20 protein-coding genes and 2 pseudogenes are annotated in these 21408 nt (G+C 71.2%); 12 read left to right on the top strand and 10 right to left on the bottom strand.

Annotation, left to right across the window (positions count from 1 at the left end; all coding sequences use genetic code 11):
• Window positions 1-74: 74 nt before the first annotated feature.
• Window positions 75-1397: a geranylgeranyl reductase family protein gene (locus LWJ43_RS31650; protein WP_277335600.1), complete on the bottom strand. Its 1323-nt coding sequence runs from the start codon at window positions 1395-1397 to the stop codon at window positions 75-77.
• 320 nt (window positions 1398-1717) lie between these two features.
• Window positions 1718-1921: a cold-shock protein gene (locus LWJ43_RS31645; protein ID WP_014158060.1), complete on the bottom strand. Its 204-nt coding sequence runs from the start codon at window positions 1919-1921 to the stop codon at window positions 1718-1720.
• A gap of 417 nt (window positions 1922-2338) precedes the next feature.
• On the opposite strand from LWJ43_RS31645, the gene LWJ43_RS31640 reads away from it, so the two are divergent.
• Window positions 2339-2965 carry a hypothetical protein gene (locus LWJ43_RS31640; protein WP_277335599.1) on the top strand — a complete coding sequence of 209 codons (627 nt, stop codon included), beginning with the start codon at window positions 2339-2341 and terminating at the stop codon, window positions 2963-2965.
• A 141-nt stretch (window positions 2966-3106) separates the two neighbouring features.
• On the opposite strand, the gene LWJ43_RS31635 is transcribed toward LWJ43_RS31640, so the two are convergent.
• Window positions 3107-4177: a glycerophosphodiester phosphodiesterase family protein gene (locus LWJ43_RS31635; protein WP_277335598.1), complete on the bottom strand. Its 1071-nt coding sequence runs from the start codon at window positions 4175-4177 to the stop codon at window positions 3107-3109.
• A 208-nt stretch (window positions 4178-4385) separates the two neighbouring features.
• On the opposite strand from LWJ43_RS31635, the gene LWJ43_RS31630 reads away from it, so the two are divergent.
• Window positions 4386-5276 (top strand): TIGR03620 family F420-dependent LLM class oxidoreductase, encoded by an 891-nt coding sequence (locus LWJ43_RS31630; RefSeq protein WP_277335597.1) that lies wholly within the window; start codon window positions 4386-4388, stop codon window positions 5274-5276.
• A 44-nt stretch (window positions 5277-5320) separates the two neighbouring features.
• On the opposite strand, the gene LWJ43_RS31625 is transcribed toward LWJ43_RS31630, so the two are convergent.
• The 3 genes from LWJ43_RS31625 to LWJ43_RS31615 form a co-directional block, all read right to left on the bottom strand.
• Window positions 5321-6166: a GNAT family N-acetyltransferase gene (locus tag LWJ43_RS31625; protein ID WP_277335596.1), complete on the bottom strand. Its 846-nt coding sequence runs from the start codon at window positions 6164-6166 to the stop codon at window positions 5321-5323.
• A 120-nt stretch (window positions 6167-6286) separates the two neighbouring features.
• Window positions 6287-6955 carry a maleylpyruvate isomerase family mycothiol-dependent enzyme gene (locus LWJ43_RS31620; protein WP_277335595.1) on the bottom strand — a complete coding sequence of 223 codons (669 nt, stop codon included), beginning with the start codon at window positions 6953-6955 and terminating at the stop codon, window positions 6287-6289.
• Window positions 6956-7343: 388 nt separating this feature from the next.
• Complete coding sequence (locus tag LWJ43_RS31615) at window positions 7344-7514, bottom strand: hypothetical protein (protein WP_277335594.1); 171 nt, start codon at window positions 7512-7514, stop codon at window positions 7344-7346.
• 293 nt (window positions 7515-7807) lie between these two features.
• Here LWJ43_RS31615 and LWJ43_RS31610 point away from each other — a divergent pair, with 293 nt between their 5' ends.
• From LWJ43_RS31610 to LWJ43_RS31600, 3 genes and pseudogenes are all read left to right on the top strand, one after another.
• Window positions 7808-8257 carry a GNAT family N-acetyltransferase gene (locus tag LWJ43_RS31610; RefSeq protein ID WP_462100962.1) on the top strand — a complete coding sequence of 150 codons (450 nt, stop codon included), beginning with the start codon at window positions 7808-7810 and terminating at the stop codon, window positions 8255-8257.
• Between the two features lie 154 nt (window positions 8258-8411).
• A complete protein-coding gene (locus tag LWJ43_RS31605) occupies window positions 8412-8558 on the top strand; it encodes a hypothetical protein (protein WP_277336079.1) in 147 nt (48 codons plus the stop codon).
• Window positions 8549-9114 (top strand): annotated as a pseudogene (locus tag LWJ43_RS31600) (alpha/beta hydrolase); the annotation flags it as partial. The gene LWJ43_RS31605 and the pseudogene LWJ43_RS31600, both read left to right, overlap by 10 nt.
• A gap of 24 nt (window positions 9115-9138) precedes the next feature.
• Here LWJ43_RS31600 and LWJ43_RS31595 read toward each other — a convergent pair.
• The gene (locus LWJ43_RS31595) at window positions 9139-9405 is read right to left on the bottom strand and encodes a hypothetical protein (RefSeq protein ID WP_277335592.1); all 267 of its coding nucleotides are present in this window, start codon (window positions 9403-9405) and stop codon (window positions 9139-9141) included.
• A gap of 341 nt (window positions 9406-9746) precedes the next feature.
• On the opposite strand from LWJ43_RS31595, the gene LWJ43_RS31590 reads away from it, so the two are divergent.
• Window positions 9747-10169, top strand: coding sequence for a PPOX class F420-dependent oxidoreductase (locus LWJ43_RS31590; protein ID WP_277335591.1), 423 nt, complete (start codon window positions 9747-9749; stop codon window positions 10167-10169).
• Between the two features lie 184 nt (window positions 10170-10353).
• Here LWJ43_RS31590 and LWJ43_RS31585 read toward each other — a convergent pair.
• Window positions 10354-10533 (bottom strand): annotated as a pseudogene (locus tag LWJ43_RS31585) (DUF1918 domain-containing protein); the annotation flags it as partial.
• Between the two features lie 223 nt (window positions 10534-10756).
• Between LWJ43_RS31585 and LWJ43_RS31580 the strand changes: the two are divergent.
• Genes LWJ43_RS31580 through LWJ43_RS31555 form a run of 6 tightly spaced genes read left to right on the top strand, consistent with a single transcriptional unit; the run spans window position 10757 to window position 16888 of the window.
• The gene (locus LWJ43_RS31580; RefSeq protein WP_277335590.1) at window positions 10757-11434 is read left to right on the top strand and encodes a CBS domain-containing protein; all 678 of its coding nucleotides are present in this window, start codon (window positions 10757-10759) and stop codon (window positions 11432-11434) included.
• Window positions 11431-13239, top strand: coding sequence for an acetate--CoA ligase (acsA, locus tag LWJ43_RS31575; protein WP_277335589.1), 1809 nt, complete (start codon window positions 11431-11433; stop codon window positions 13237-13239). Before LWJ43_RS31580 ends, acsA begins: the two co-directional genes overlap by 4 nt.
• The gene (gene pdhA, locus LWJ43_RS31570; RefSeq protein WP_462100926.1) at window positions 13236-14273 is read left to right on the top strand and encodes a pyruvate dehydrogenase (acetyl-transferring) E1 component subunit alpha; all 1038 of its coding nucleotides are present in this window, start codon (window positions 13236-13238) and stop codon (window positions 14271-14273) included. The genes acsA and pdhA overlap by 4 nt, the downstream gene beginning before the upstream one ends.
• Window positions 14270-15277 (top strand): alpha-ketoacid dehydrogenase subunit beta, encoded by a 1008-nt coding sequence (locus LWJ43_RS31565; protein WP_277335588.1) that lies wholly within the window; start codon window positions 14270-14272, stop codon window positions 15275-15277. Before pdhA ends, LWJ43_RS31565 begins: the two co-directional genes overlap by 4 nt.
• 1 nt (window position 15278) lies before the next feature.
• Window positions 15279-16634 (top strand): dihydrolipoamide acetyltransferase family protein, encoded by a 1356-nt coding sequence (locus LWJ43_RS31560; protein WP_277335587.1) that lies wholly within the window; start codon window positions 15279-15281, stop codon window positions 16632-16634.
• On the top strand, window positions 16631-16888 hold the full coding sequence (locus tag LWJ43_RS31555; RefSeq protein WP_277335586.1) for an acyl carrier protein: 258 nt from the start codon (window positions 16631-16633) through the stop codon (window positions 16886-16888). The genes LWJ43_RS31560 and LWJ43_RS31555 overlap by 4 nt, the downstream gene beginning before the upstream one ends.
• Before the next feature lie 99 nt (window positions 16889-16987).
• Here the strand turns inward: LWJ43_RS31555 and fdhF are convergent, their stop codons facing one another.
• Both fdhF and LWJ43_RS31545 read right to left on the bottom strand, forming a co-directional pair.
• Window positions 16988-19696, bottom strand: coding sequence for a formate dehydrogenase subunit alpha (gene fdhF, locus LWJ43_RS31550; RefSeq protein ID WP_277335585.1), 2709 nt, complete (start codon window positions 19694-19696; stop codon window positions 16988-16990).
• Window positions 19684-21375, bottom strand: a complete 1692-nt coding sequence (locus LWJ43_RS31545) for an NADH-ubiquinone oxidoreductase-F iron-sulfur binding region domain-containing protein (RefSeq protein ID WP_277335584.1) — start codon at window positions 21373-21375, stop codon at window positions 19684-19686. Before LWJ43_RS31545 ends, fdhF begins: the two co-directional genes overlap by 13 nt.
• Window positions 21376-21408: the final 33 nt, after the last annotated feature.

Genomic DNA, 21408 nt, shown 5'->3' with positions numbered 1-21408 from the left:
GGCCCGGCCGCCCCGGGGAGTGACGGCCCACGACGAGGACGTCGGGTGCCGGGTGTCCGGCCGGGCACCGCGGTTCACCGCCGGGGCGCCTCCAGGCCTCGTACGCGTCGGCCCGACGAGGGGACCATCCGCACGACACCGCGGACGACCGTGTCGATCAGGTCGTCCGTGGGAGCGTCGCTTCCGTGCGTCAGGATCCGCGCGAGGGAGTGCACCAGCGCCGGTGAGCGCATGACACGCCGGTTGAGGAGCGGCCGGTAGCCGTAGCGGGCGAGCACCAGATCGGCGACGGTGTTGCCGAGGCGGTAGTAACGGCCCCAGCGACGGTTCACCTCGCTGGCGTACTGGCGCAGAGCCTGCTCACGACCGGGGCCTTCCGGGCGGTGCAGAGCGAGGGCCACGGTCTCGGCGGCGACTTCACCGGCCTCCATGGCCTGGACGATCCCCTCGCCGCTCCACGGACTGACCATGCCCCCGCTGTCGCCGACGAGGAGAAGACCGCGACCGTACTGGGGGCGCCGGTTGAAGCCCATGGGCAGCGCGGCACTGCGCAACGGCGAGTCGGCGTTCTGTTCCCGCAGTCCCCAGTGCGCGGGCACCCGGGCCAGCCAGCGTTCCATGGTGGCCCGCAGGTCGACCGCCCCGTGGCCGCGGTGCGGCAGGGCGCCCAGGCCGACGTTCACACGGCCGTCCCCGAGCGGGAAGATCCATCCGTATCCCGGCAGATCACGTCCGGTGCGGGAGCAGCGCAGATCGGCCCAGAGCTCCAGGTAGGGGTCGTGCGTACGGACCTCGCTGCGGTAGTAGCGTCGAGCGGCCGTGGCCATCGGCTTGCCGGGGTCACGCTCCAGCCCCATGGCCAGGGCCGTACGGGCGGAGGCTCCGTCGGCGGCGATCACCAGGGGCGCGCGGTAGCTCCTCGGCTGCTTGTCGGCACCCGCGACGGCGCTGACACCGACGATGCGGCCGGCCCGGTCGGTCAGGGGGCCCGTCGCCTTGGTCTCCAGACACAACCTCGCGCCGGCGGCCACGGCGTGGCGGGCCAGGATGTCGTCGAAGTCGTGCCGGGACCGGGTGAGCCCGAAGTCGGGGTGGCTGCCCGACCGCGGCCAGTCGATGTGCACCTGACGGCCTCCGCACACCCACCGCATTCCCTTGGTGCGCATCCATCCCGGAGCGTCGATGTCGACTCCCATGCGCACCAACTGCTGCACGCCTCGCGGGGTGAGACCGTCGCCGCACACCTTGTCCCGGGGGAAGGTGCCCTTCTCGAGCAGCAGCACGTCCACTCCGGCCCTCGCCAGGTGCAGCGCCGCGGCGGAACCCGCGGGTCCCGCGCCCACCACGATCACCTGCGCCTGGTGGTCGCCGTTGTCCACACCCTCGTCTGACTCCACGTGCTGGCTCCTCGATGAGTCGGGCGGCCGCGAATCCGGTGCGGGACCGGCATTGGCAGTTGGTCCGGCAGACCTTTTCCGGGCCTGCGCACGGAGCACCTACCCGGCCCGAGCCTGGAGCACCCTCCTGAGCCGGGAGCACCCTCCTGAGCAGTGGCGAAGACGTCCGCGAACGGGACCGGGGGCGATGTGCGTCCGGTCCTGACGCGCGGGGCAGCGCGTCTGTTCGCACCGCGGCCGTCGCGTGCGCACCGGCCCATGACGGCCACCAGGCCCCGGGATCGTGCTCCCCGGGGCCTGGGTGATCTCGACCTACACCGTCAGGCGGTCGTGATGTTCTCCGCCTGCGGGCCCTTCTGGCCCTGGGTGACGTCGAAGGTGACGGCCTGGCCTTCCTGGAGCTCACGGAAGCCGGTGGCGTTGATGGCGGAGTAGTGCGCGAAGACGTCCGGCCCGCCGCCGTCCTGCTGGATGAAGCCGAAACCCTTTTCGGCGTTGAACCACTTGACGGTTCCGCTGGCCATGCTCGTGCCTTCCCGTTGACATCCGGATCCGCACCACGCGGTCCCGGGGGCGCCGTGGCCGCACCGACACAGCGAAACGCCCGCACCGAGGCGCGGGCTGGTACGGCGAACCACGACTTCTGGCAGTGACGCTACATGGCGAAACCGGCCCCCACCAGAGAGCAACGACGGGATGTGTGGGACTTGTGCGCCCGACTCACTCCTACGCAGTCCCCGCGCCGGGCGTGATCCACTGACACCGTGTCCGATTCACTCACCATCGACGGCATTGGCGCGGTGGAGGGATGACCGGACGACAGCGGCCCGAAGACCCGAAACATGGCCAATTCGCATCTACCGCGACGCCGCCTACGTCTGTGTCGGTAGCATCGACCGCCCTACCTGTTTGAGACACAGCGACCGAAGGACGAGGATTGCATGTCCGAAAACACTCCCACATCCGGCATCAGCGCAGACTACGCACAGCGGATCACGGATGATCTCGCGGCGAACCGGAGCGAGCAGGACCGGGCGCGTGCCGAGCTGACCCGCCTCCAGGAAGAGCTTGTCCAACTGGAGGAGGGCGAGCAGATCCTGGTCAAGATGCAAGAGGTGCTGGGGGCCGCCGAGAAGCCCGCACCGGGCAGGAGCAAGGACCGAAAGGCGGCGGCGTCCGTACCCGCCGCGCGCCGGGCCAAGAGCGGGACGGCGACCCGGAAGACGGGTGACGCGCCGAAGTCCCGCGCGCGCGCCGGACGGCAGGCGCCCGCCGGCAAGACCGCCGCGTCCAAGGCGGCCTCGCTCAAGGGGGCCGGCGAGCCGACGTGGCGCGAACTGGTCACCGGATACCTCGCGGACCAGAGGGAACCGAAGTCCGCCGCAGAGGTGGCTGCCGCCCTGACAGAGGCTCACCCCCAGCGCACGCCCCAGGTCACCGTCGTGCGGAACACTCTCGAGCAGGGTGTCGCGCACGGGCTGCTGGAGCGCTCGAAGCAAGGACGCTCCGTCTACTACAGCCCCGTCCCGGCCTCGGAGCTCGAGGCTGCAGGGGCATCTGCCAAGTAGCCGGGGGCTGTCGCGGCCCGGTGCGCGAGCAGCGGGCACGGCGACCGGACGTGCAGTTCGTACGGCCCCGGTGGCCCGCGAAGCGGGGCCGGGGCGGGGACCGTCTCCTGGACCGCATGGTCAGGGAGGCTGTGCGGCACGTCAGTGCCGTGGCGCCGGATAGGCCGTCGGCAGGGGCATGCCGCGCGCGGCCATGATGTCCCGCACGCGGTCCGGGTGGTCGGTGATGATCCCGTCGATCCCCATGTCCAGGAGTGCCTCGACGGTGGCGGGGTCGTCACAGGTCCAGGGGATGACTTCCAGTCCGCGCCGGTGCGCATCGCGCAGCATCTTCCTGTCGGGGTAGAAACGGAAGCCGGGGTCGGTGACCTTGCCGTTCTGCGGGAAGCCGTAGTTCGGGGACAGTGCGGTCACGCCGGGGACGGCGGCCGCGGCCCGCACGAAGTCCCCGTCGTGGTCGTCGGCGTCGATCCCGCCGAGCCAGGGGGAAGCTCCGGGCTTCCCCACCTGGAGGAAGTCGTAGTTCGTCAGCGCGACCAGAGGGTAGTGCGGTGCGAGTTCGTGCATCTCCCTCAGCGACCCCCAGTCGAAGGACTGGACGGACACCTGGTCCTCGATGCCGGAGCGGTGGATCTCCTCGAACACACGGCGGACGAACAGCCCGCGCGGCGCCGTCTGTTCGGGAGCTCCGGCCTCCACCTTCGTCTCGATGTTCAGCTTGACCCTCTTCGCCCCGTACCTCCTCACCAGGCCGAGGACGTCCCTGAGCTCGACCAGGCGAAAGCCGGCGACCCGCTCCTGTTCCGGGAATCCGGGCAGCTGCTGATATCCGCAGTCCATGGGCTTGATCTGCGCGAGCGTCAGGTCCTTGATGTACTTGCCGACGTACGGGTACATCGGGTCGCCCGAGGTCAGCGGGCCGGTGTCCCTGCACTTCCGGGCATCGACCTGCCGGTCATGGGTCACCACCACCCTCCGGTCCTCGGTGATCTGGGTGTCCAGTTCCAGGGTGCTGACACCCAGGCGTATCGCCTTGCCGAAGCCTTCCAGGGACGACTCAGTGGTCAGCCCGAGGCCTCCACGGTGGGCCTGGAGGTCGAACACAGCCCGGTGGGCCGGTTCGTGCCCGTGGAGTGCGGCCGCGTGCGCGGCTGACGGGACGGCGAGCGCGGGGAGAAGGACCAGGCCGGCGATGGTGTGCCTCAGGGACATGTGTGCCTCGTCTGTTACGTCGGACAGGACACCGCGAAGCCGATCCCGGGGATCCTGCTCGCACGGAGACCCACGGTAAGCACCTCGTGAACGTCCGCGAAACGGTGCCTCGTGGGGGATTGCGGCTGTCCCGTCCCACCATTGGCTCCGATCGGATGAATCAGCGTCCGGCCGGGAATAGCCCGATCGGGACGCGGTTGACCTCACCATGACTTCTGAGAAGCGTGGGACATTCGGACAGGTCGGCATCTGGAGCAGCGCCCTGCACGGGTCACGAACGGACGACGCGGGCAGGGGTGCGATCGCGGAAGCCGTCGCCGAGCTCGAGGAACTGAAGTACGGCACCCTCTGGATCGGTGGGAGCCCCTCGGTCGGGGACGCGGCAGCCGTGGTGGCCGCCACCCGCACGGTCACCGTGGCGACCGGCATCCTGAGCATCTGGGACCACTCCGCCGAGGCGGTGGCGAAACACGTCGCCGCGATCGACGGGAGCGCCCGGGGGCGGTTCGTGCTCGGTCTGGGCGTCAGCCACGGCCCGATGGTTCCCCGGTACGAGAAGCCCTACAGCGCGATGGTCGCCTATCTCGACGCGCTCGACGCGGCGACGCCACCGGTGGACTCCGGGCACCGGGTCCTCGCCGCGCTCGGTCCGAGGATGCTGAAGCTCGCCACCGACCGTGCCCAGGGCGCCCACCCCTATCTCGTCACCGCCGAGCACACCGCGGAGGCACGCACGGCGCTCGGCCCCGACGCACTGCTCGCCCCGGAACTGTCGGTGGTCCTCGACAACGACATCGACCGGGCCCGCACCACCGCACGGAACATGCTGGCGATGTATCTCGGACTCCCCAACTACACCGACAACCTGGTGCGCCTGGGGTTCGCCGAGAGCGACTTCCACGGCGGGGGCAGCACACGTCTCCTCGACGCTCTCTTCGCCCTGGGTGACACCGCACGCGTGCGGGCCCGGACGCGCGAGTATCTCGATGCCGGGGCCGATCACGTGGCGCTGCAGATCCTCACCGCCGAGGAGGGCGGCGGCGGGCTGCCCCGAGCGGAGTGGCGTGAGCTGGCGGGGGCGTTCGGCGACGACTTGTAGGACGCGGACCCGCCGGAGCTCCCGTTCCGGCGGGCAGCGGGACGCTATCCGAGTTCGATGGTGGTGGCCGCGTAGATACCGGGCAGATCGACCTCGGGTACGCCCCTGGTGTACATCCGGGCGCACTCGAAGGTCGGTTCGAGACCCAGGCGTTCCATCAGCACGATCGCCGCTGCGTTGACATCCGGTACGTCCAGGGCCAGCGGCTCCCCCGGCCGAGCCGCCGACAGACCGTGCAGCAGGGCGAGAGCGACGTCGTCGGACGCGGCGTGGAGCGGGCCGACGCGCGCCCCGGTACCGGCGGGGCGCGCGACCCCGAAGCCCCGCAACTCGCCGTCCTGAACAGCCACGAGGGCCGTGTGGCCGGGAAGCGCCACCCACAGGGAGAGGAAGGCGTCACGAGGGGCGGGGAAGAAGCGGCGGTCGTAGGACGCCAGCACGCCGAACGGCACGGTCCCGGCGTCGACGACCGAGATGTCTCCGCTGGGCCTCCCGACGCCCGGAACTCCCGCGTACCGCAGGTGGTTCCACGCGGTACGGAAACCGGACCTGCGGTAGTTGTCCTGCTGGCCGACCACACCGTCGAGACCCACGTTCCGACCGTCCAGGTGCCGCATGGCCGCCCGCCACGCCTGGATCGCGTAGCCCCGGCCGCGGACCGGTGGCCTCGCGATGTAGAACCCGATGAATCCGAACTCCCGCCCGTACCGCACTGCTGAGACGGACGTGACCGGTTCGTTGTCCAGCCTGCCCAGGAAGAACCCGTGCGGGTCGGCGGCATGGAAGGGGAGCCGGTCCAGCTTCCCGGGGTTCCACTGCTCGTCTTCGGCCCACTCCAGGAACGTCGTCATCTCGCGGCTTCCGGCAGTCGTGATCTCGTACTCGCCCATGCCTCCCTTCTACTCGGTGTTCCACTCCATCCGGCGCATCGACGGCACGGTTGCGCCCCGTCACCGGGGTGAAGGGGCGCTCGCGTTCCGATTGCCGTCGGCAGGCTGTGACGCGTCACCTCACGCGGTTGCGCAGCGTTCCCGGAGAATGCCGACCCCGTCGCCCTCCAGATCACCGAGGTAGGCGGCACGACCGGTCATGGCCATGACCAGTGCTGTGGTGGTGCCGGAGACGAGTGGTCCGGCACCGGCCCTGAAGGGGCCGTCGGACGCGGCGAGCCGCAGCCCACGGATACGTTTCCTCGCGGGAACCACGAGGTCCGAGTCCCGGTAGTGGTCGGCGACCCGCGTGACCGTGCCGATCGGATAGTCCCGGCGGATCCCCAGAGGACGCCGGATGTCCTCCGAGTGCACGATCGTCTCTCCGAGCATGGCCACGACCGGGAGGGGCGGCTTCGTCGTGCTCGGCACGACGCTCCGGAACCGCTCGAGCGTTCCGGCCGGTGAGTCGCCCAGTTGCTCGGCCAGCCGTAAGGCCACCTGTCGGTCGAAGTCGAACCTGCATCGGATCACACCGGCCATCCACCGCACCGGGTCGAGGCTCGCCCCCGCGGTGAGATGCGCCAGCACCTCACGGACCGTCAGCTCACTGCACAGTGAGGGTGCCTCCCACTGATCGTCGGACAAGCAGGAGAGGTCGGCCGCCAGCGCCGCCCTCTCGGCGCGGATCAGGGGCCAGATTCCCCCCGCGTCGCGGCCGGCGTCCACCACCGGTGTCGAATCGGTCATCAGAGCATGTCTCCCGTCACGGATGGTCGCGTGCGCGTCGCCCTGGGCGGGAGCAGAACGAGCCCGGCAGGACGACAGAGGTGAAGACCGAGTCCCCTCCGAGAAATCATCGGCGTCGGGGGACACATCGTCCGTGCGCACGGAACCGCGGCCCCAGGCCATGGGACACCTGGCCGACGCGGAGGTTCCCGTCCACGGGTGCAGCGATCAGGCAGGACACCGCGACACCGGCCGGACCGACGACGGGCCCACGCCGGTTCGTCGCTCCGGCAGCGGGCCGGTTCGCCGGCCGGGAGCGGTTCGTCCTCGGCGACCCAGGTGGCTCATGCCTCTTCGCGTACCCGGCCGGAACGGTGCCGCCGCAGCGTTCCGGCCGGGTACACGGAGGTCACCGTCGCCCGATCCGACGCCCGTTTCCGATACCCGCGACATGCAGCGCCAGCAGGATCAGGCCGATCAGCATGACGTTCGTCGAGGAGAAGATGTCGTTCGTCGCCATCTCCGCGGCGTTGATCAGGAAAGCGATGAAGAACAGAACCGCCGCAGCAATACCCAACATGATGTGGCTCCTTTCGCCGTTGGAACGCATGTGCCCCCGGACACTCGCATCAGACCTGGACGGCAGCACGTCATTCGGCACGCGTCAGCACGAACGGCCCGGCGGCGAAGCGCGCGTTCGGGCCAGCTCCGACCTGGTGAACCGTCCGGGCGCCGTGCGGGCCGCCGTACAGGCCATCCGATGAGCCCAGAGAGGTGTTGCCGCGCATGCGCGTCGGTCGGCATGCTCACCGCTGTGAATCCCCACGCGAATCCGCCCGCACCACCCTTTCCGTCCCTCTCCACGTCCGAGGTCTGCCGGCACGGGACCTGCCCGCATGCACATGGTCGGGCTCAGCCACCCACCTGCGCCATGTGGAGGGGGAGTTGGTGCGCGCCGCTGCCGGAGAGGTGGACTACCTGGCCGTGTGCACCGCCGCGGACCTGCCGGTGGCCATCGGCGGCGTCGACTACCAGGTTGCCGACGGGGCCGGAACCCTGTGGCAGCTCGCCGTGCTCCCCGCGCCGCAGGGCCACGGTCTGGGGACGCTGCCGACAGGGGCGGCCGAACAGAGGGTCAGGGACCGTGGCCTGCGCAGGGCGGAACTCTCCGTGGAGGAGGACAACCCCCGGGCCCGCGCCCTCTACGAGCGCCTGGGCTACGTCGCGTACGGTCGAGCACCGGACGCCTGGGACGCCGAAGGGCCTGACGGGGCGGTCCACCGTCACGAGACGATGTGCGTCCTCATGCGCAGGGACGTGTGAGCCACCCGGCCCCTGACCCGCCCGCCGGCTCCGACGCCCTGCGACTCCGCCGGGCCCCGGGGGCCCGCCGGAGGACGGCCCACGGGCCGGCCCCACTCCCGGGACACGTGCCTGCCGCATGGGCAGCCGGACCCGGCTCCACCACGCTTGCCCCATGACGAACTGGACGCGCAGCACACTGTTTCTGACGCTCTGTACCACCGCCGTGGCCGCCACGGTGACCGCCGCCCCGCCAGCCGCCCACGCGGCCGGCACGGAGAGCACGCCCGTCCCACGGCTCGCCTGGCAACCGACGGGCTGAGGCAGGCCCTCCAGAACGCCCTCTACAGCGACCGGGCGTTCCCCGCGATGGCCCGTCTGGTCCGGGAGGCCGGGGACCCGCAGGGCGTGCCGTCCCTGCCGCCGGATCTCACCCAGGTCATCCCGGACGAGGACGCCTCGCTCCTGGTCTCGACGATCTGCAACGACGTGCGCTGGCCCGGTCCTGACTCCGGATACGCGGAGCGGGTCGCCGCCGACCGGGTTCGGTATCCGCTGACGGCCGGGATGCCCGTCAACATCACCCCGTGCGCCTTCTGGAAGGGCGCCCCGGTGGAGGAACCCGTCCGGATCACCGACGAGGGCCCGTCGAACATCCTGATGCTGCAGAGTCTGCGCGATCCCGCGATCCCGCGACGCCCTACGCCGGTGCGCTGAGGATGCGTGCGGCGCTCGGTGACCGCGCCAGGATGGTCACCGTCGGCCAGGGCGGACACGGGATGTATCTGGGGAACGGCAACGAGTGCGGCGACCGCGCCGTCACCCGCTTCCTCACCACCGGGCACCGCCCCGCGCGGGACACCCGCTGCGCCAACTGACGTGGCCCCGTCGAGGCGGACGGCTCAAGGGCTGTCCGCCTCCCACGCCCAGCGCTGCGGGTCGGCCGCCACCGGCCCGTAGACGGCGCGACCTCCCGCGCCGAACCGCCCCAGTTCGGTGCCGAGCGCGGCCCCTGCGGCGAGGCGGTCCCGGGGCCAGCCGGTCACGTCGAGGAGCAGCCCGTCCAGCGGGCCGCCCACCAGCTCCACGTAGGCGCGCCCGGGCCGGGGTCCCGGGTCGGGGTCGTCGTGGTCGGCGCCGTAGACGCGGCGCCTCATCAGTTCGTCCATGCCGCCCAGCATCACAGCCGCCACTGACAGTCGCCGCGGGGGAACGGCGGGCCGGTCCGTCACCGCCGCGCGTGGGCGGGCGCCGGACCGTGAAGTCGCCGGTCCTGAAGTGCCCGGTGACCGTCCGGAACGCGAAGTGACCGCCGGTGCGGGGCTTCTGAGGGTCGCGGAACCGCGGCCGTGGGGCAACCGCGGCCCCTCGCCTCGGGCTCATCTCGGGGCGCGGCGCGAGGCGGTACGTCACGCCGCCCGTGAGGTGTGGCAGCGTGGAGGCGCACCCTCCGAACCACCCGGTGTGGTTCAGCGCCACAGGGAGGGCAGCAGGAGACAGAGGAGAGAACGTGTCGAAGCCGCCGCTTCCCGACGCCGCGGTCGCCATGCTGCGCAAGCCCAACCCGGCTGTGATCGCGACCCTTCGTTCGGACGGGCAGCCCGTCTCCACGGCCACCTGGTACCTCTGGGACGACGGCCGGGTGCTGGTCAACATGGACGAGGGCCGCAAGCGCCTCGACCACGTCCGCAGGGATGCCCGCGTCACCCTGACGGTGCTCGACGACTCGGACTGGTACACCCATGTGACCCTGATCGGGCGGGTCGTCGAGATGAGCGCCGACGAGGGTCTGGCCGGCATCGACCGCCTGTCCCGGCAGTACCTCGGCCAGCCTTACGCGGCCCGTGACCGCGGCCGGGTGAACGCCTGGATCGAGATCGACCGCTGGCACGGTTGGGGCGGCTTCCGCGACAGCGCGCAGGCAGCGACCTAGCAGGGTGTCGTGAGGCGGTACCGGAAGCCCTGTCCCGGGCGTCGGGACAGGTCCGCAGCCGGGCGGAGGTCCGGTGCCCTGCGACTGGACTCGGAGGGCGTCGCCGAGCGCCGCGGTCCCCGCCCGGCCCCGCGGCCGGACCCGTGCCCGCGTGAGCGGACCCGCCTCACGTGTGCCCGCTGAAGTGCTGGACGTGGGCATCGGGCCCGGGGAAGATCAGCGTCACTCGCCCCGTGTCCGACCAGCGCACCTCGTACGGGGGGCTGCCGTCCGTGTGGCGCACGCCGACGATCTCCCCGTCCCGTCCTTCGTCCCCGACCGCGGCCCCACCGACGATCAGCCGGTCCCCCACCCGGGCCCACAGGCCGGCTCCGGTCTCTGTGCCGTCTCGCTGTGATCGTGCTCCGGACTGCGGCATGGCCGTCTCCTCTCCCCGGACGCATCACGCCCTCCTTCCCACCGTCCACCTCCGCCCGTGAGCCCTCGTAGGGCTGACGGTCCCGGGAAGGGGCCCGTTCGGCACTCCCGGCAGGCCCCGTCGATGCCGCACGATGGGTAGTGCCCGATTGCAGGGTGGAAGGATCACCATGCAGCACCGCACTGTCTTCGAAGTCATGACCCACGACGTCGTCACCGTGGGTCCCACTGCCTCGTTCAAGGAGGTGGCACGGCTCTTCCGTGATCACGACATCTCCGCGGTTCCGGTCGTCGACGCCTCCCGTCGTGTGCTCGGAGTGGTCTCGGAGGCCGATCTCCTGCGGAGCACCGTCGACCTGCCGGATCTGGAGGGACGCGGGACGAACACCCGTCCGCTCCCCGAGGGCCGTGGGCGGCCCGGAGCGGAGACAGCGGCCGAGCTGATGACCACGCCCGCACTGACCGCGCAGCCCACCTGGAATCTCGTGGAGACCGCCCGCACGATGCACGGCAAGGGCGTGAAACGGCTTCCCGTGGCGGACGAGACCGGGCGGCTCGTCGGGATCGTGAGCCGCAGTGACCTCCTGCGGCCCTTCCTCCGGCGCGACTCCGCGATCCGCGAGGAGATCGAACACGATGTGCTGAGTGCCACGATGCGCCTCGCCCCCGACGACATCCGCGTGAGTGTCCGTGACGGCGTGGTCACACTCACGGGCAAGGTCGACGAACGCGGCAGCATCCCGGTCCTCGAACGACTCTGCAGGTCCGTCGACGGAGTGGTCGCGCTCCATGAGTCGGTCGAATACACCTACGACAACCTCGGCCTCGACGTGGAGCCACCGCGATGACGGTCCCGTCGGCCTCTCCGGTCATGCGCGACTACGGCAGCGTCCGCGCCGGCTTCGACTGGCGGCGCGCCCGCGCCCGGCTCGCGGGCCTGCCCGGCGGTGGAGTGAACATGGGCTACGAGGCGGTCGACCGGCATCTGCTCGAAGGCACCGGAGAGCACGTGGCGCTGCGCTGTGTGTCACGGGAGGGGACGGCCACGAGTCTCACCTTCGCGCAGTTGGCCGACCGCAGCTCACGCTTCGCGAACGCCCTCGGGACCCTCGGGGTGGCGCGCGGCGAGACGGTGTTCACCCTCCTCGGCCGCGGCACCGAGCTGTACGCCACCGTATTGGGCACCCTGCGCGCGGGCCGGGTCCTGTGCCCGCTGTTCACGGCCTTCGGTCCAGAACCCGTGCGGCTGCGGATGGACCTGGGGGGAGCGCGGGTCCTCGTCACCACCCGAGCCCTCTACGACCGGAAAGTGGCCTCGATCCGCGCCCGTGTCCCCCGTCTGCGGCATGTCCTGCTCGTCGACCCCGGGGACGGCCCCCTTCCTGACGGCACCTTGTCCCTGCCGGAGCTCATGGCGGCCTCGTCCCCCGACTTCACCGTCACGGCGACGGATCCGGAGGATCTGGCTCTGCTGCACTTCACCAGTGGGACCACCGGGTCCCCCAAGGGCGCGATGCACAAGCACGGGGCTGTTCTCGCCCACGAGGTCACCGCGGCGTATGCGCTCGACCTGCGGGAGGGCGACGTGTTCTGGTGCACGGCCGATCCGGGCTGGGTGACGGGCATGTCGTACGGCATCATCGGCCCGCTCACCCTCGGGGTCACGACCGTGGTGGATGCGGGTGACTTCGATCCGGGCCGCTGGTACACGATCCTCGCCGAGGAGAGGGTGACCGTGTGGTACACGGCGCCGACGGCCTTGCGGATGCTGATGCGTCTCACGCCCCGTGCGGGTTCCGGTACGCCGCGCGAGCAGTACGACCTCTCAGCCCTGCGCTTTGTGGCGAGTGTGGGGGAACCGCTCGCCCCGGAGGCTGTCCGCTGGGGTCAGGAGGCACTCGGACTGCCTGTCCACGACACGTGGTGGCAGACGGAGACGGGCGCGATCATGATCGCCGGGTTCGCTGCCGACCCGGTGCGGCCGGGATCGATGGGACGGCCCGTCCCCGGGGTGGAAGCCGCCGTACTGCGGTGCGGCGACGACGACCGGGCCGCCGTGACGAACGGGCATGTCCGGGTCGTCGACGCTCCGGGCGTACGGGGCGAACTCGCCCTGCGCGTGGGCTGGCCTTCGATGTTCTGCGGGTATCTGCACGAACAGCACCGCTACGAGGCGTGCTTCGCCGACGGGTGGTATCTGACGGGCGATCTGGTCACCCGTGACGCGGACGGCTGGTACTGGTTCGTGGGCCGCTCCGACGACGTCATCAAGTCCGCCGGGCACCTGATCGGTCCGTTCGAGGTGGAGAGCGCGCTGATGGAACATCCGGCTGTGGCCGAGGCCGGGGTCATAGGACGGCCCGACGCCGTGGCCGGCGCGATCGTCAAGGCCTTCGTCGCGTTGCGGACCGACTACACGGCGGGGGACGAACTGCGCCGGGAACTGCTCGCGTTCGCCCGGAAGCGTCTCGGGCCGGCTGTCGCTCCGAGGGAGATCGACTTCGAGTCCGATCTGCCCAGGACGCGCAGCGGCAAGGTGATGCGCCGGCTGCTGCGGGCCCGTGAACTCGGTCTGCCCGAGGGAGACGTGTCATCTCTGGAGACCACCGGCCACGCGCGCGGCACGTCCGGAGGGAGCGAGGAACAGCGATGAACGGCGCACCCGGCGTTTCCGCCCCCGCGCGTCAGCACCGCCGTCAGGCGGGATCGGCCGACGCCACCACGGTCCACGACCGGCAGTTGCTCCGGGACATGCTGCTTATACGCCGCTTCGAGGAACGCTGTGTCGAGCTCTACAGTGCGGCTGCCATCCGGGGCTTCGTCCATCTCTACATAGGGGAGGAGGCCGTGGCGGTCGGTGTCCAACAGAGCCTCACCGAGCAGGACGCCGTTGTGTCCACCTACCGGGAACACGGGCACGCACTGGCCCGGGGAGTGCGTCCCGAGGCCGTGATGGCGGAGATGTACGGGCGGGTGACGGGGTGCAGCAAGGGGCGTGGGGGCTCCATGCACCTCTTCGATCCCGGGAAACGTTTCTACGGGGGCAATGCGATCGTCGGCGGCGGGCTGCCGTTGGCCGCCGGTCTGGCGCTGGCCGACCGGATGCGCGGTACGGACGAGGTCACCTGCTGCTTCTTCGGGGACGGTGCCTTCGCCGAGGGTGAGTTCCACGAGACGGCCAACCTCGCGGCACTCTGGGAGCTGCCGGTGTTGTTCGTCTGCGAGAACAACCTGTACGCCATGGGGACGGCACTCGCCCGGGAGCATGCCCAGACGGACCTCGCGATGCGTGCGGCGTCCTACGGGATGGCGGCATGGGCCGTCGACGGCATGGACGTGCACGCGGTCGAGAGGGCCGCGCACCGTGCGGTGACCTCGATACGTGCGGGCAACGGTCCGCACTTCCTGGAGGCACGCACCTACCGCTTCCGGGCGCACTCGATGTACGACCCGGACCGGTACCGCTCGAAGGACGAGATCGAGGAGTGGAAGCGACACGATCCCGTCACCGCTCTGAGCGAGACGCTGATCGACGCGGGGCGTCTCACCCCGAACAAGCTGAAGAAGGTGGAGCGCGAGGTCACCGAGGAGATCGAGGCCGCGGTCGAAGCCGCCGAGCAGGCGCCCGAGGAGCCTGTGGACAGCCTCCTGCGTCATGTGACGGGCCGGAGCGAGGAGGAGCCATGAAGGCGGGCGGCGCCCACGACGGCGGAGGAAGCGGGGCCACCACCTACCGGGAGGCCCTGCGGGAAGCACTGCGGGAGGCCCTCACCGCGGACGACCGGGTCTTCCTGATGGGTGAGGACGTGGGGCGCTACGGAGGCTGCTTCGGCGTCAGCCTCGGACTGATCGAGGAGTTCGGGCCGGACCGTGTCCGCGACACCCCGTTGTCCGAGTCCGCCTTCGTCGGCGCGGGAATCGGCGCCGCACTGGCCGGGATGCGGCCGATCGTCGAGATCATGACCGTCAACTTCAGTCTGCTGGCGCTCGACCAGATCCTCAACAACGCCGCCACGCTGCGCCACATGTCGGGCGGCCAGATCGGTGTCCCGCTCGTGATCCGGATGACCACGGGCGCCGGACGTCAGCTCGCCGCCCAGCACTCGCACAGTCTGGAGGGCTGGTACGCGCACATCCCCGGCATCCGGGTCCTCGCACCGGCGACGCCGCAGGATGCGCGTCTGCTGCTCGCTCCCGCGCTGGCAGACCCCGACCCCGTCCTCATCTTCGAGCACTGCACGCTGTACAACACCGGAGGGGATCTCGATCCCGCCGTGCCGGCGGTGGATCTGGACCATGCCGCAGTGCCTCGCGAGGGCGAGGACCTCACCGTGATCGCCTACGGCGGCTGCCTTTCCAAAGCACTCACCGCGGCGGAGGAACTGGCCGGGGACGGCGTCAGCGCCGAGGTGATCGACCTGCGCTCCCTGCGGCCGCTCGACGATGCCACCGTCGTGGGTTCGGTCCGGCGAACCCACCGTGCGGTAGTGGTCGACGAGGGCTGGCGGAGCGGAAGCCTTTCCGCCGAGATATCGGCCCGGATCACGGAGCAGGCGTTCTTCGACCTGGATGCCCCCGTCGAGCGGGTCTGCAGTGCGGAGGTGCCGATTCCCTACGCCCGGCAGTTGGAGGAGGCCGCTCTGCCGCAGGTGGCGGGGATCGTGGAGGCGGCGCGCCGGGTGGTGAGCTGAGATGCCCGAATTCACCATGCCGTCCCTGGGGGCGGACATGGACGAGGGAATGTTGTCCGAGTGGCTCGTCCACCCCGGGGACCATGTCTCCCGGGGCGATGTCGTGGCCGTCGTCGAGACGTCCAAGTCAGCCATCGAGGTGGAGTGCTTCCATACGGGAAGCATCGACTCCCTGCTCGTCCCGGAGGGCACGACGGTGGCGGTGGGTACCCCGCTGGCGCTGATCGGGACCGGTGATCAGGAGAAGCCGGCGGGTGAGCGCCCCGGGAACGAGCCGCCTGCCCCTCGCGGTGAGCAGCCTTCCGCGGCTCGGCCGGAGAGCACGGCCCCGGGGAGCGGGACCGTCACCCCTCTGATCCGCCGCCTCGCCGAGGAACAGCGTGTGGACCTGACCCGGCTTCACGGTTCGGGTGCCGGCGGGCGGATCACCCGCGCGGACATCACCCGGACGGCGGACACCGCTGTCGGGCCGGTGCCCTCGGACAGGCGGAAGAAGGCATCGCCCCTGGCCCGCAGGCTGGCGGCGGAGTCCGGGGTGGACCTCGCGGAGGTGTCCGGAAGCGGGCGAAACGGCACAGTCCGCGCTGAGGACGTGCGGCGGGCCGCCCGGGCGCGGGGTGCACCGCCCGCACGGGAGACCTCGCGTCCCACGGCGGCGCAGGGCCCGTCCTCGCCTTCGCCATCACCTGTCCCGAAGGGAGCGGACCGCGCGGCGACGGCTCGCCTGATGACCCGTTCCAAGCGGGAGATCCCGCACTTCTACCTGTCCACGACCATCGACATGGGAGCCGCGCTGGACTGGATGCGCGACCGCAACGCGGCGCTGCCGGTTTCCGAGCGGCTGATACCCGCTGCGCTCATGCTGAAGGCCGTGGCTCGTGCGGCCGGAGAGGTCCCTGAGCTCAACGGGCACTGGGTCGATGACGCGTTCGTGCCCGCCGGCCGGGTCCGACTCGGTGTCGCGGTCGCGCTCCGGACGGGTGGGCTGGTCGCCCCCGCGCTGGCCGCAGCAGAGGAACAGTCCCTGTCCGACGTCATGGCCGCGTTGAAGGATCTCGTGTCCCGGGCGCGCAAGGGGCGGCTCCGGGCCTCGGAGACGGCCGATCCCAGCATCACGGTCACCAGCCTCGGCGATCAGGGTGTCGAGCGCGTGTTCGGTGTCATCTATCCGCCGCAGGTCGCTCTGGTCGGGCTCGGCCGCATCGTCGAACGCCCCGCGGCGGTGAACGGTCTGCTCGGCGTGCGGCCGACGCTGGCGGCGACGCTGTCCCTGGACCACCGGGCGGCCGACGGTGCCACCGGAGCGCGCTTCCTCAACTGCCTCGACCGCCTCCTGCAACGACCGGAGGAGCTATGAATCACGATCAAGCACGTATGTTCGTGCAGGAGGCCGCCCAGCGCGTCGTCCCCGGCGCCGACTTCACGAGCCTGGCACCCGAGGCGGATCTCCGGGACGCGTTCGAGATGGACTCCCTCGATTTCCTCGAATTCGTCGAGGCGCTGGCCGAAATCAGCGGCCGGGAACTCACGGAGAACGACTATCCCTCCCTGGACACCTGGGACGGCTGCGCCCGTCTGCTGGAGTCGCGCGAGCCCGTCACGCACAGATGAGGCCCGTGTCGAGCCGTCGATGGTCGACGAGCTGACGAGTCGGCGAGCCTGCGTGCGGTGCCCGGCACGCTGTGTCCGGCTCGGCTCCCGGGCCGGGCGTCACGGCGTGGTCCGAGCCGTGCCGTCCGTCAGTCTGACAGCGGTGACCTTGTACTCGGGGCAGGAGGTGACGGTGTCGGCATGGCCGGACGTCAGGGCGTTGACTCCGCTCTCCGGGAAGTGGAAGGCGCAGAAGACCTGTCCGGGGGAAAGTCCGCTGCTCAGTCTGGCTGTCAGACGGGCCCTGCCGTGGCGGCTCTCGACGGTCACCTCGCTGCCGTCGTGCACGCCGTGGCGTGCGGCGTCCTGCGGGTGGAGATCGAGGTAACCGCGATCCTCGAGGAGCAGGTTGTCACCACGCCTGGTCATGCTGCCGGAGTTGTAGTGCGCCCAGCGGCGGCCGGTGACGAGGAGCAGGGGGTACGCGGTGTCGGGGGTCTCCCCCGGTGGCAGGTAGGGGGCCGCGCTCAGTCTCGCCCTGCCGTCGGGCGTGGTGAACGCGTCGGTGTAGAGGGTGGCCTCACCGGGCCTGTCGGGCGCGGGGCAGGGCCAGGCCACGGCTCCTTCCCTGTCGAGCCGTGTGTGGGAGAGACCGGCGAAGAGGGGAGCGACACGACCGCACTCGGAGAGGGCCTCGGCCGGCGTCCTGCATCCCAGGTCCGCTCCCATCGCGGCGGCGACCGCGTGCACGACGTCGAAGTCGGTCCGTGCCGCTGCGGGCGGGCGCACCGCGGTGCGTACCCGCTGGAAGCGACGGTCGAAGTTCACGAAGGTCCCCTCCTTCTCGAGCCACGACGCGACGGGGAGGACGACGTCGGCGTGCTTCGCGGTCTCGCTGAGGAAGAGTTCGTTCACGACGACCAGTGGGCAGGCGTCGAGAGCCTCGACGACCTGGCGGCTGTCGGGATCCGTGGCACAGACGTCCTCACCGATGATCCACAGGGCACGCAGACTTCCCCGTCGCGCGGCCTCGAACATCTCGGGGATGCGCAGACCTGCCTGCGCGGGCAGTGTGCGTCCCCAGACGGCTTCGGCCCGGCTTCGCGCCTCGGGGTCGGTGACCCGGCCGTAGCCGGGGAGCATGTCGGGCAGTGCTCCCATGTCGGATGCACCCTGCACGTTGTTCTGGCCTCGCAGGGGGGTGATGCCGTACCCCCGGCCGGTGTTCCCGACGGCACCGCGCAGGATGGCGAGGTTGGCGAGGGTACGTACGCCGTCCGTGCCGTGCAGATGCTCGGTGACACCGAGCCCGTACACGATGGCGGGACGCTCGGCCCTGCCGTAGAGGCGGGCCGCGGCCGTGATGAGCTCAGCGGGTACACCGGTGAGCTCGGCGGTGCGCGCGGGCGTGTGCCGGGTGAGCAGTTCGGTCAGTTCCGGGAGCCCGGTGGCACGGTGGCGCAGGAAGTCGGGATCGGTCATGCCCTCGGCGACGAGCACGTGTGCGAGGCCGTGGAAGAGTGCGACGTTGGTACCGGGGCGGGGCCGCAGGTGCACGTCCGCGTGGTGCGCGAGACCTACCTCCCTGGGGTCGGCCACGATCAACGAGGCTCCGGCGAGGGCGTGTTGCAGCAGCCGGGCCCCGATCACGGGGTGGGCTTCGACCGGGTTGGCCCCGACGACGAGAAGACAGTCCGCCTTCTCCACGTCGTCGAAGGAGTCGGTGCCCCCGGCCCGTCCGAACGCGGCGGACAGTCCCGCCGCGGAGGGAGCGTGGCAGAGGCGGGAGCAGTTGTCGACGTTGTTGGTGCCGATGACCGTGCGCAGGAACTTCTGGACGAGGTAGTTCTCCTCGTTGGTGGTCCGGGCTGAGGAGATCGCGGCCACGGCGTCGGGGCCCCCTGTCGCCACGGCTTCGCGCAGTCCGTCCGCGACCAGGGCCAGAGCCTCTTCCCAGCCGGCCGGCTCGAGGTGTCCGTTCTTCCGGATCAAGGGCTGTGCCAGGCGCTCCGTGGAGGTGAGGTACCCGTGTGCGAACCGGCCCTTGACGCAGGCGTGTCCCTGGTTGACGGGCCCGTCGAGGGCGGGCAGTACCGCCGATACCCGGTTCCCGTCGGAGACGACGTCGAGCGTGCAGCCGACACCGCAGTATCCGCAGGTGGTGCGAACGCTCTCCGGGTGCGACTGTGCGGTGGTGATGCCGCGGCCCGGTCCGGGTCGCGTGATCGCTCCGGTGGGACAGGTGTCGACGCACCCTCCGCATGCCACGCAGTCCGACTGCGCCCATGGTCCACCTGTTCCGGGTGCGACGACGGTGTCGGCTCCCCGCCCCGTGAGGGTGAGCGCGAACGTTCCCTGCACGTCGTCGCACATGCGTACGCAGCGGCCGCAGGCGATGCACAGGTCCCGGTCGAGCTGGACGTAGGGATGACTGTCGTCACGCCCCTTGGACGCCTCGGAGGCCGCTGCCTGCGGGGTAATGTCCATGGTGCGGCAGGTGTCGGCGAGTTCGCTCCGGCAGTCGGCGGAGAGGGCGCGGGGCGGGAGCCCCGACACGATGAGCTCCACGGCGTCGCGGCGCAGCGCCCGCACGTCTTCCTGCGCGGTGGCGACGTCGGTGCCGGGGGCGGCGGGAGTTACGCAGGCCGCCGTGATCCGGCCGTCCGCGCGGACCAGGCAGGTCCGGCAGGAGCCTGCCGGCCGAAGACGGTCGTCGTGGCAGAGTGTGGGCAGCGATCCTCCCGCCGCGCGGACGGCATCGAGCAGGGATGCCCCTTCGGGCACCTCCACGAGGAGGCCGTCCACACGCAGGCCGGTCACCGGTCCCATCCCGTCAGCTCCGCTCCGTAGGCGCGTGCCAGGCTGCGGACGGCCGCGGGCACCCTGCGGCCGAACGCGCACATGCTCGCCTCGCTCATGAGCCGTGCGATCCTTCCGTACGGCTCACCCGGTGCGGCGCCGGTGCCGGCGAGTTCCAGGCCCCGGCGTGTCCCCACACGGCACGGCGAGCACGCCCCGCAGCTCTCCTGCGCGGCGAACTCCCAGATGTGCCGCAGCAGTGCGACCGGCTCCGTGTGTGTGTCGAACGCGACGATGCCGGCGTGCCCGAGTGCGGCGCCACGGGCTGCCAGTGCCTTCGACGTCAGAGGGACGTCCAGGTCGGCGTCCGTGAGGAAGCCGCCGAGCGGACCGCCGACCTGGAGAACGGCCGGGGCGCCGCTCCTCAGCCCTCCACCGAGTTCGTCGACGATGCGTCGTACGGGGGTGCCGAGCGGGACCTCGAAGGCACCGGGTCGGACGAACCGCTCGGAGAGGCACACGAGCTTGGTACCGGGTTCGTCCGAGGTGCCGTACCGGGCGTAGCGGTCGCCGCCGTTCTCCACGATCCAGGGCAGCGAGGCCAGCGTCTCCACGTTGTTGACCACGGTGGGCGCCCCCCAGAGCCCCCGGTCGGTCGGGTACGGAGGCCGGGGGCGAGCGCATCCCCTTGCCCCTTCGAGGCGCGCGATGAGGGCGGTCTCCTCACCGGCGACGTACGAGCCCGCTCCCTCGACGATCTCCACGACCGGTCGCCTCTCCCCCTTGCGCTCGGCGTCGGCGAGGTGGCCGTCAGCCACCGCGTGTGCCACCGCCCGTCGCAGGCGGATCAACGCCCGGGGGTATTCGGAGCGCACCAGCACGATGCTCCGGCGGGCGCCGCAGGCGAAGCAGGCGAGCGCCAGGCCTTCGAGCACCCTGTCGGGGTCCTCCTCCATGAGCAGCCGGTCAGCGTACGAGCCGGGATCTCCCTCGTCCCCGTTCGCGATGACCACGGTGCCGGGCCGTGCCCCCGCGGCGGCCCACTTGTCCGCGACGGGGAACCCCGCGCCGCCCCGTCCGCGCAGACCGGAGGCGGCGACCTCGCGCCGGACGTCGTCCGGGCTCAGACGCGCGAGCGTCCTCCGCCAGGTGCCCCAGGCGGGTCGGCCCGCGACGATCCCGGAGAGCAGCACCGGATCACCGGTGGCGTCGGCCACGGGGATCTCTGGCGCTCTGGGAGGTTTGCTCCCCGCCAGCTGCTCCGCCAGGTCCGCTCCCGTGCGGGGGAGGGTGCCGTCGAGTGCTGCGGGGCCCGCGTAGCAGTAGCCGAGGCAGTGGACCGTCTGCAGTGACGTCCCGCCCGCCGGGTCGGCCTGGTTCGCCCGGACGCCGAGTTCCCGTTCGATCTCGCCGAGATGACGGCCGCCCCGCGTCGCGAAGCAGGCCGTGGCGGTGCACACGCGTACATGCCGTTCGGCGTGAGGGGTGGCGAGGTCGGAGAAGTAGGTGGCGGGCCCGAGGCCTGCGGCTGCCGGCAGTCCCAGGTCGATGCCGACCCGGGGTGCCCACGTCCCGGGGGCGGCGGGTGTGCCGGCTCTGGCCCGGCTGAGGGCCTCGGGAAGCAGTCCCCCACGCCGGCCGCGCCGCGCGGCGAGCGCACGGGCGGCGTCCGTCGGCTCGTGCGGCATCTGACCGTCCTGCTCTGCCATGGCTTCAGGGTGCCCCTCGGCCCGGCACGGCGC

The sequence above is a fragment of the Streptomyces sp. JH34 genome, from assembly GCF_029428875.1.
In the GTDB taxonomy this organism is placed as follows: domain Bacteria; phylum Actinomycetota; class Actinomycetes; order Streptomycetales; family Streptomycetaceae; genus Streptomyces.
The sequence above is the reverse complement of the archived record's forward strand: the minus strand, read 5'-3'. Positions and strand labels throughout refer to the sequence as shown.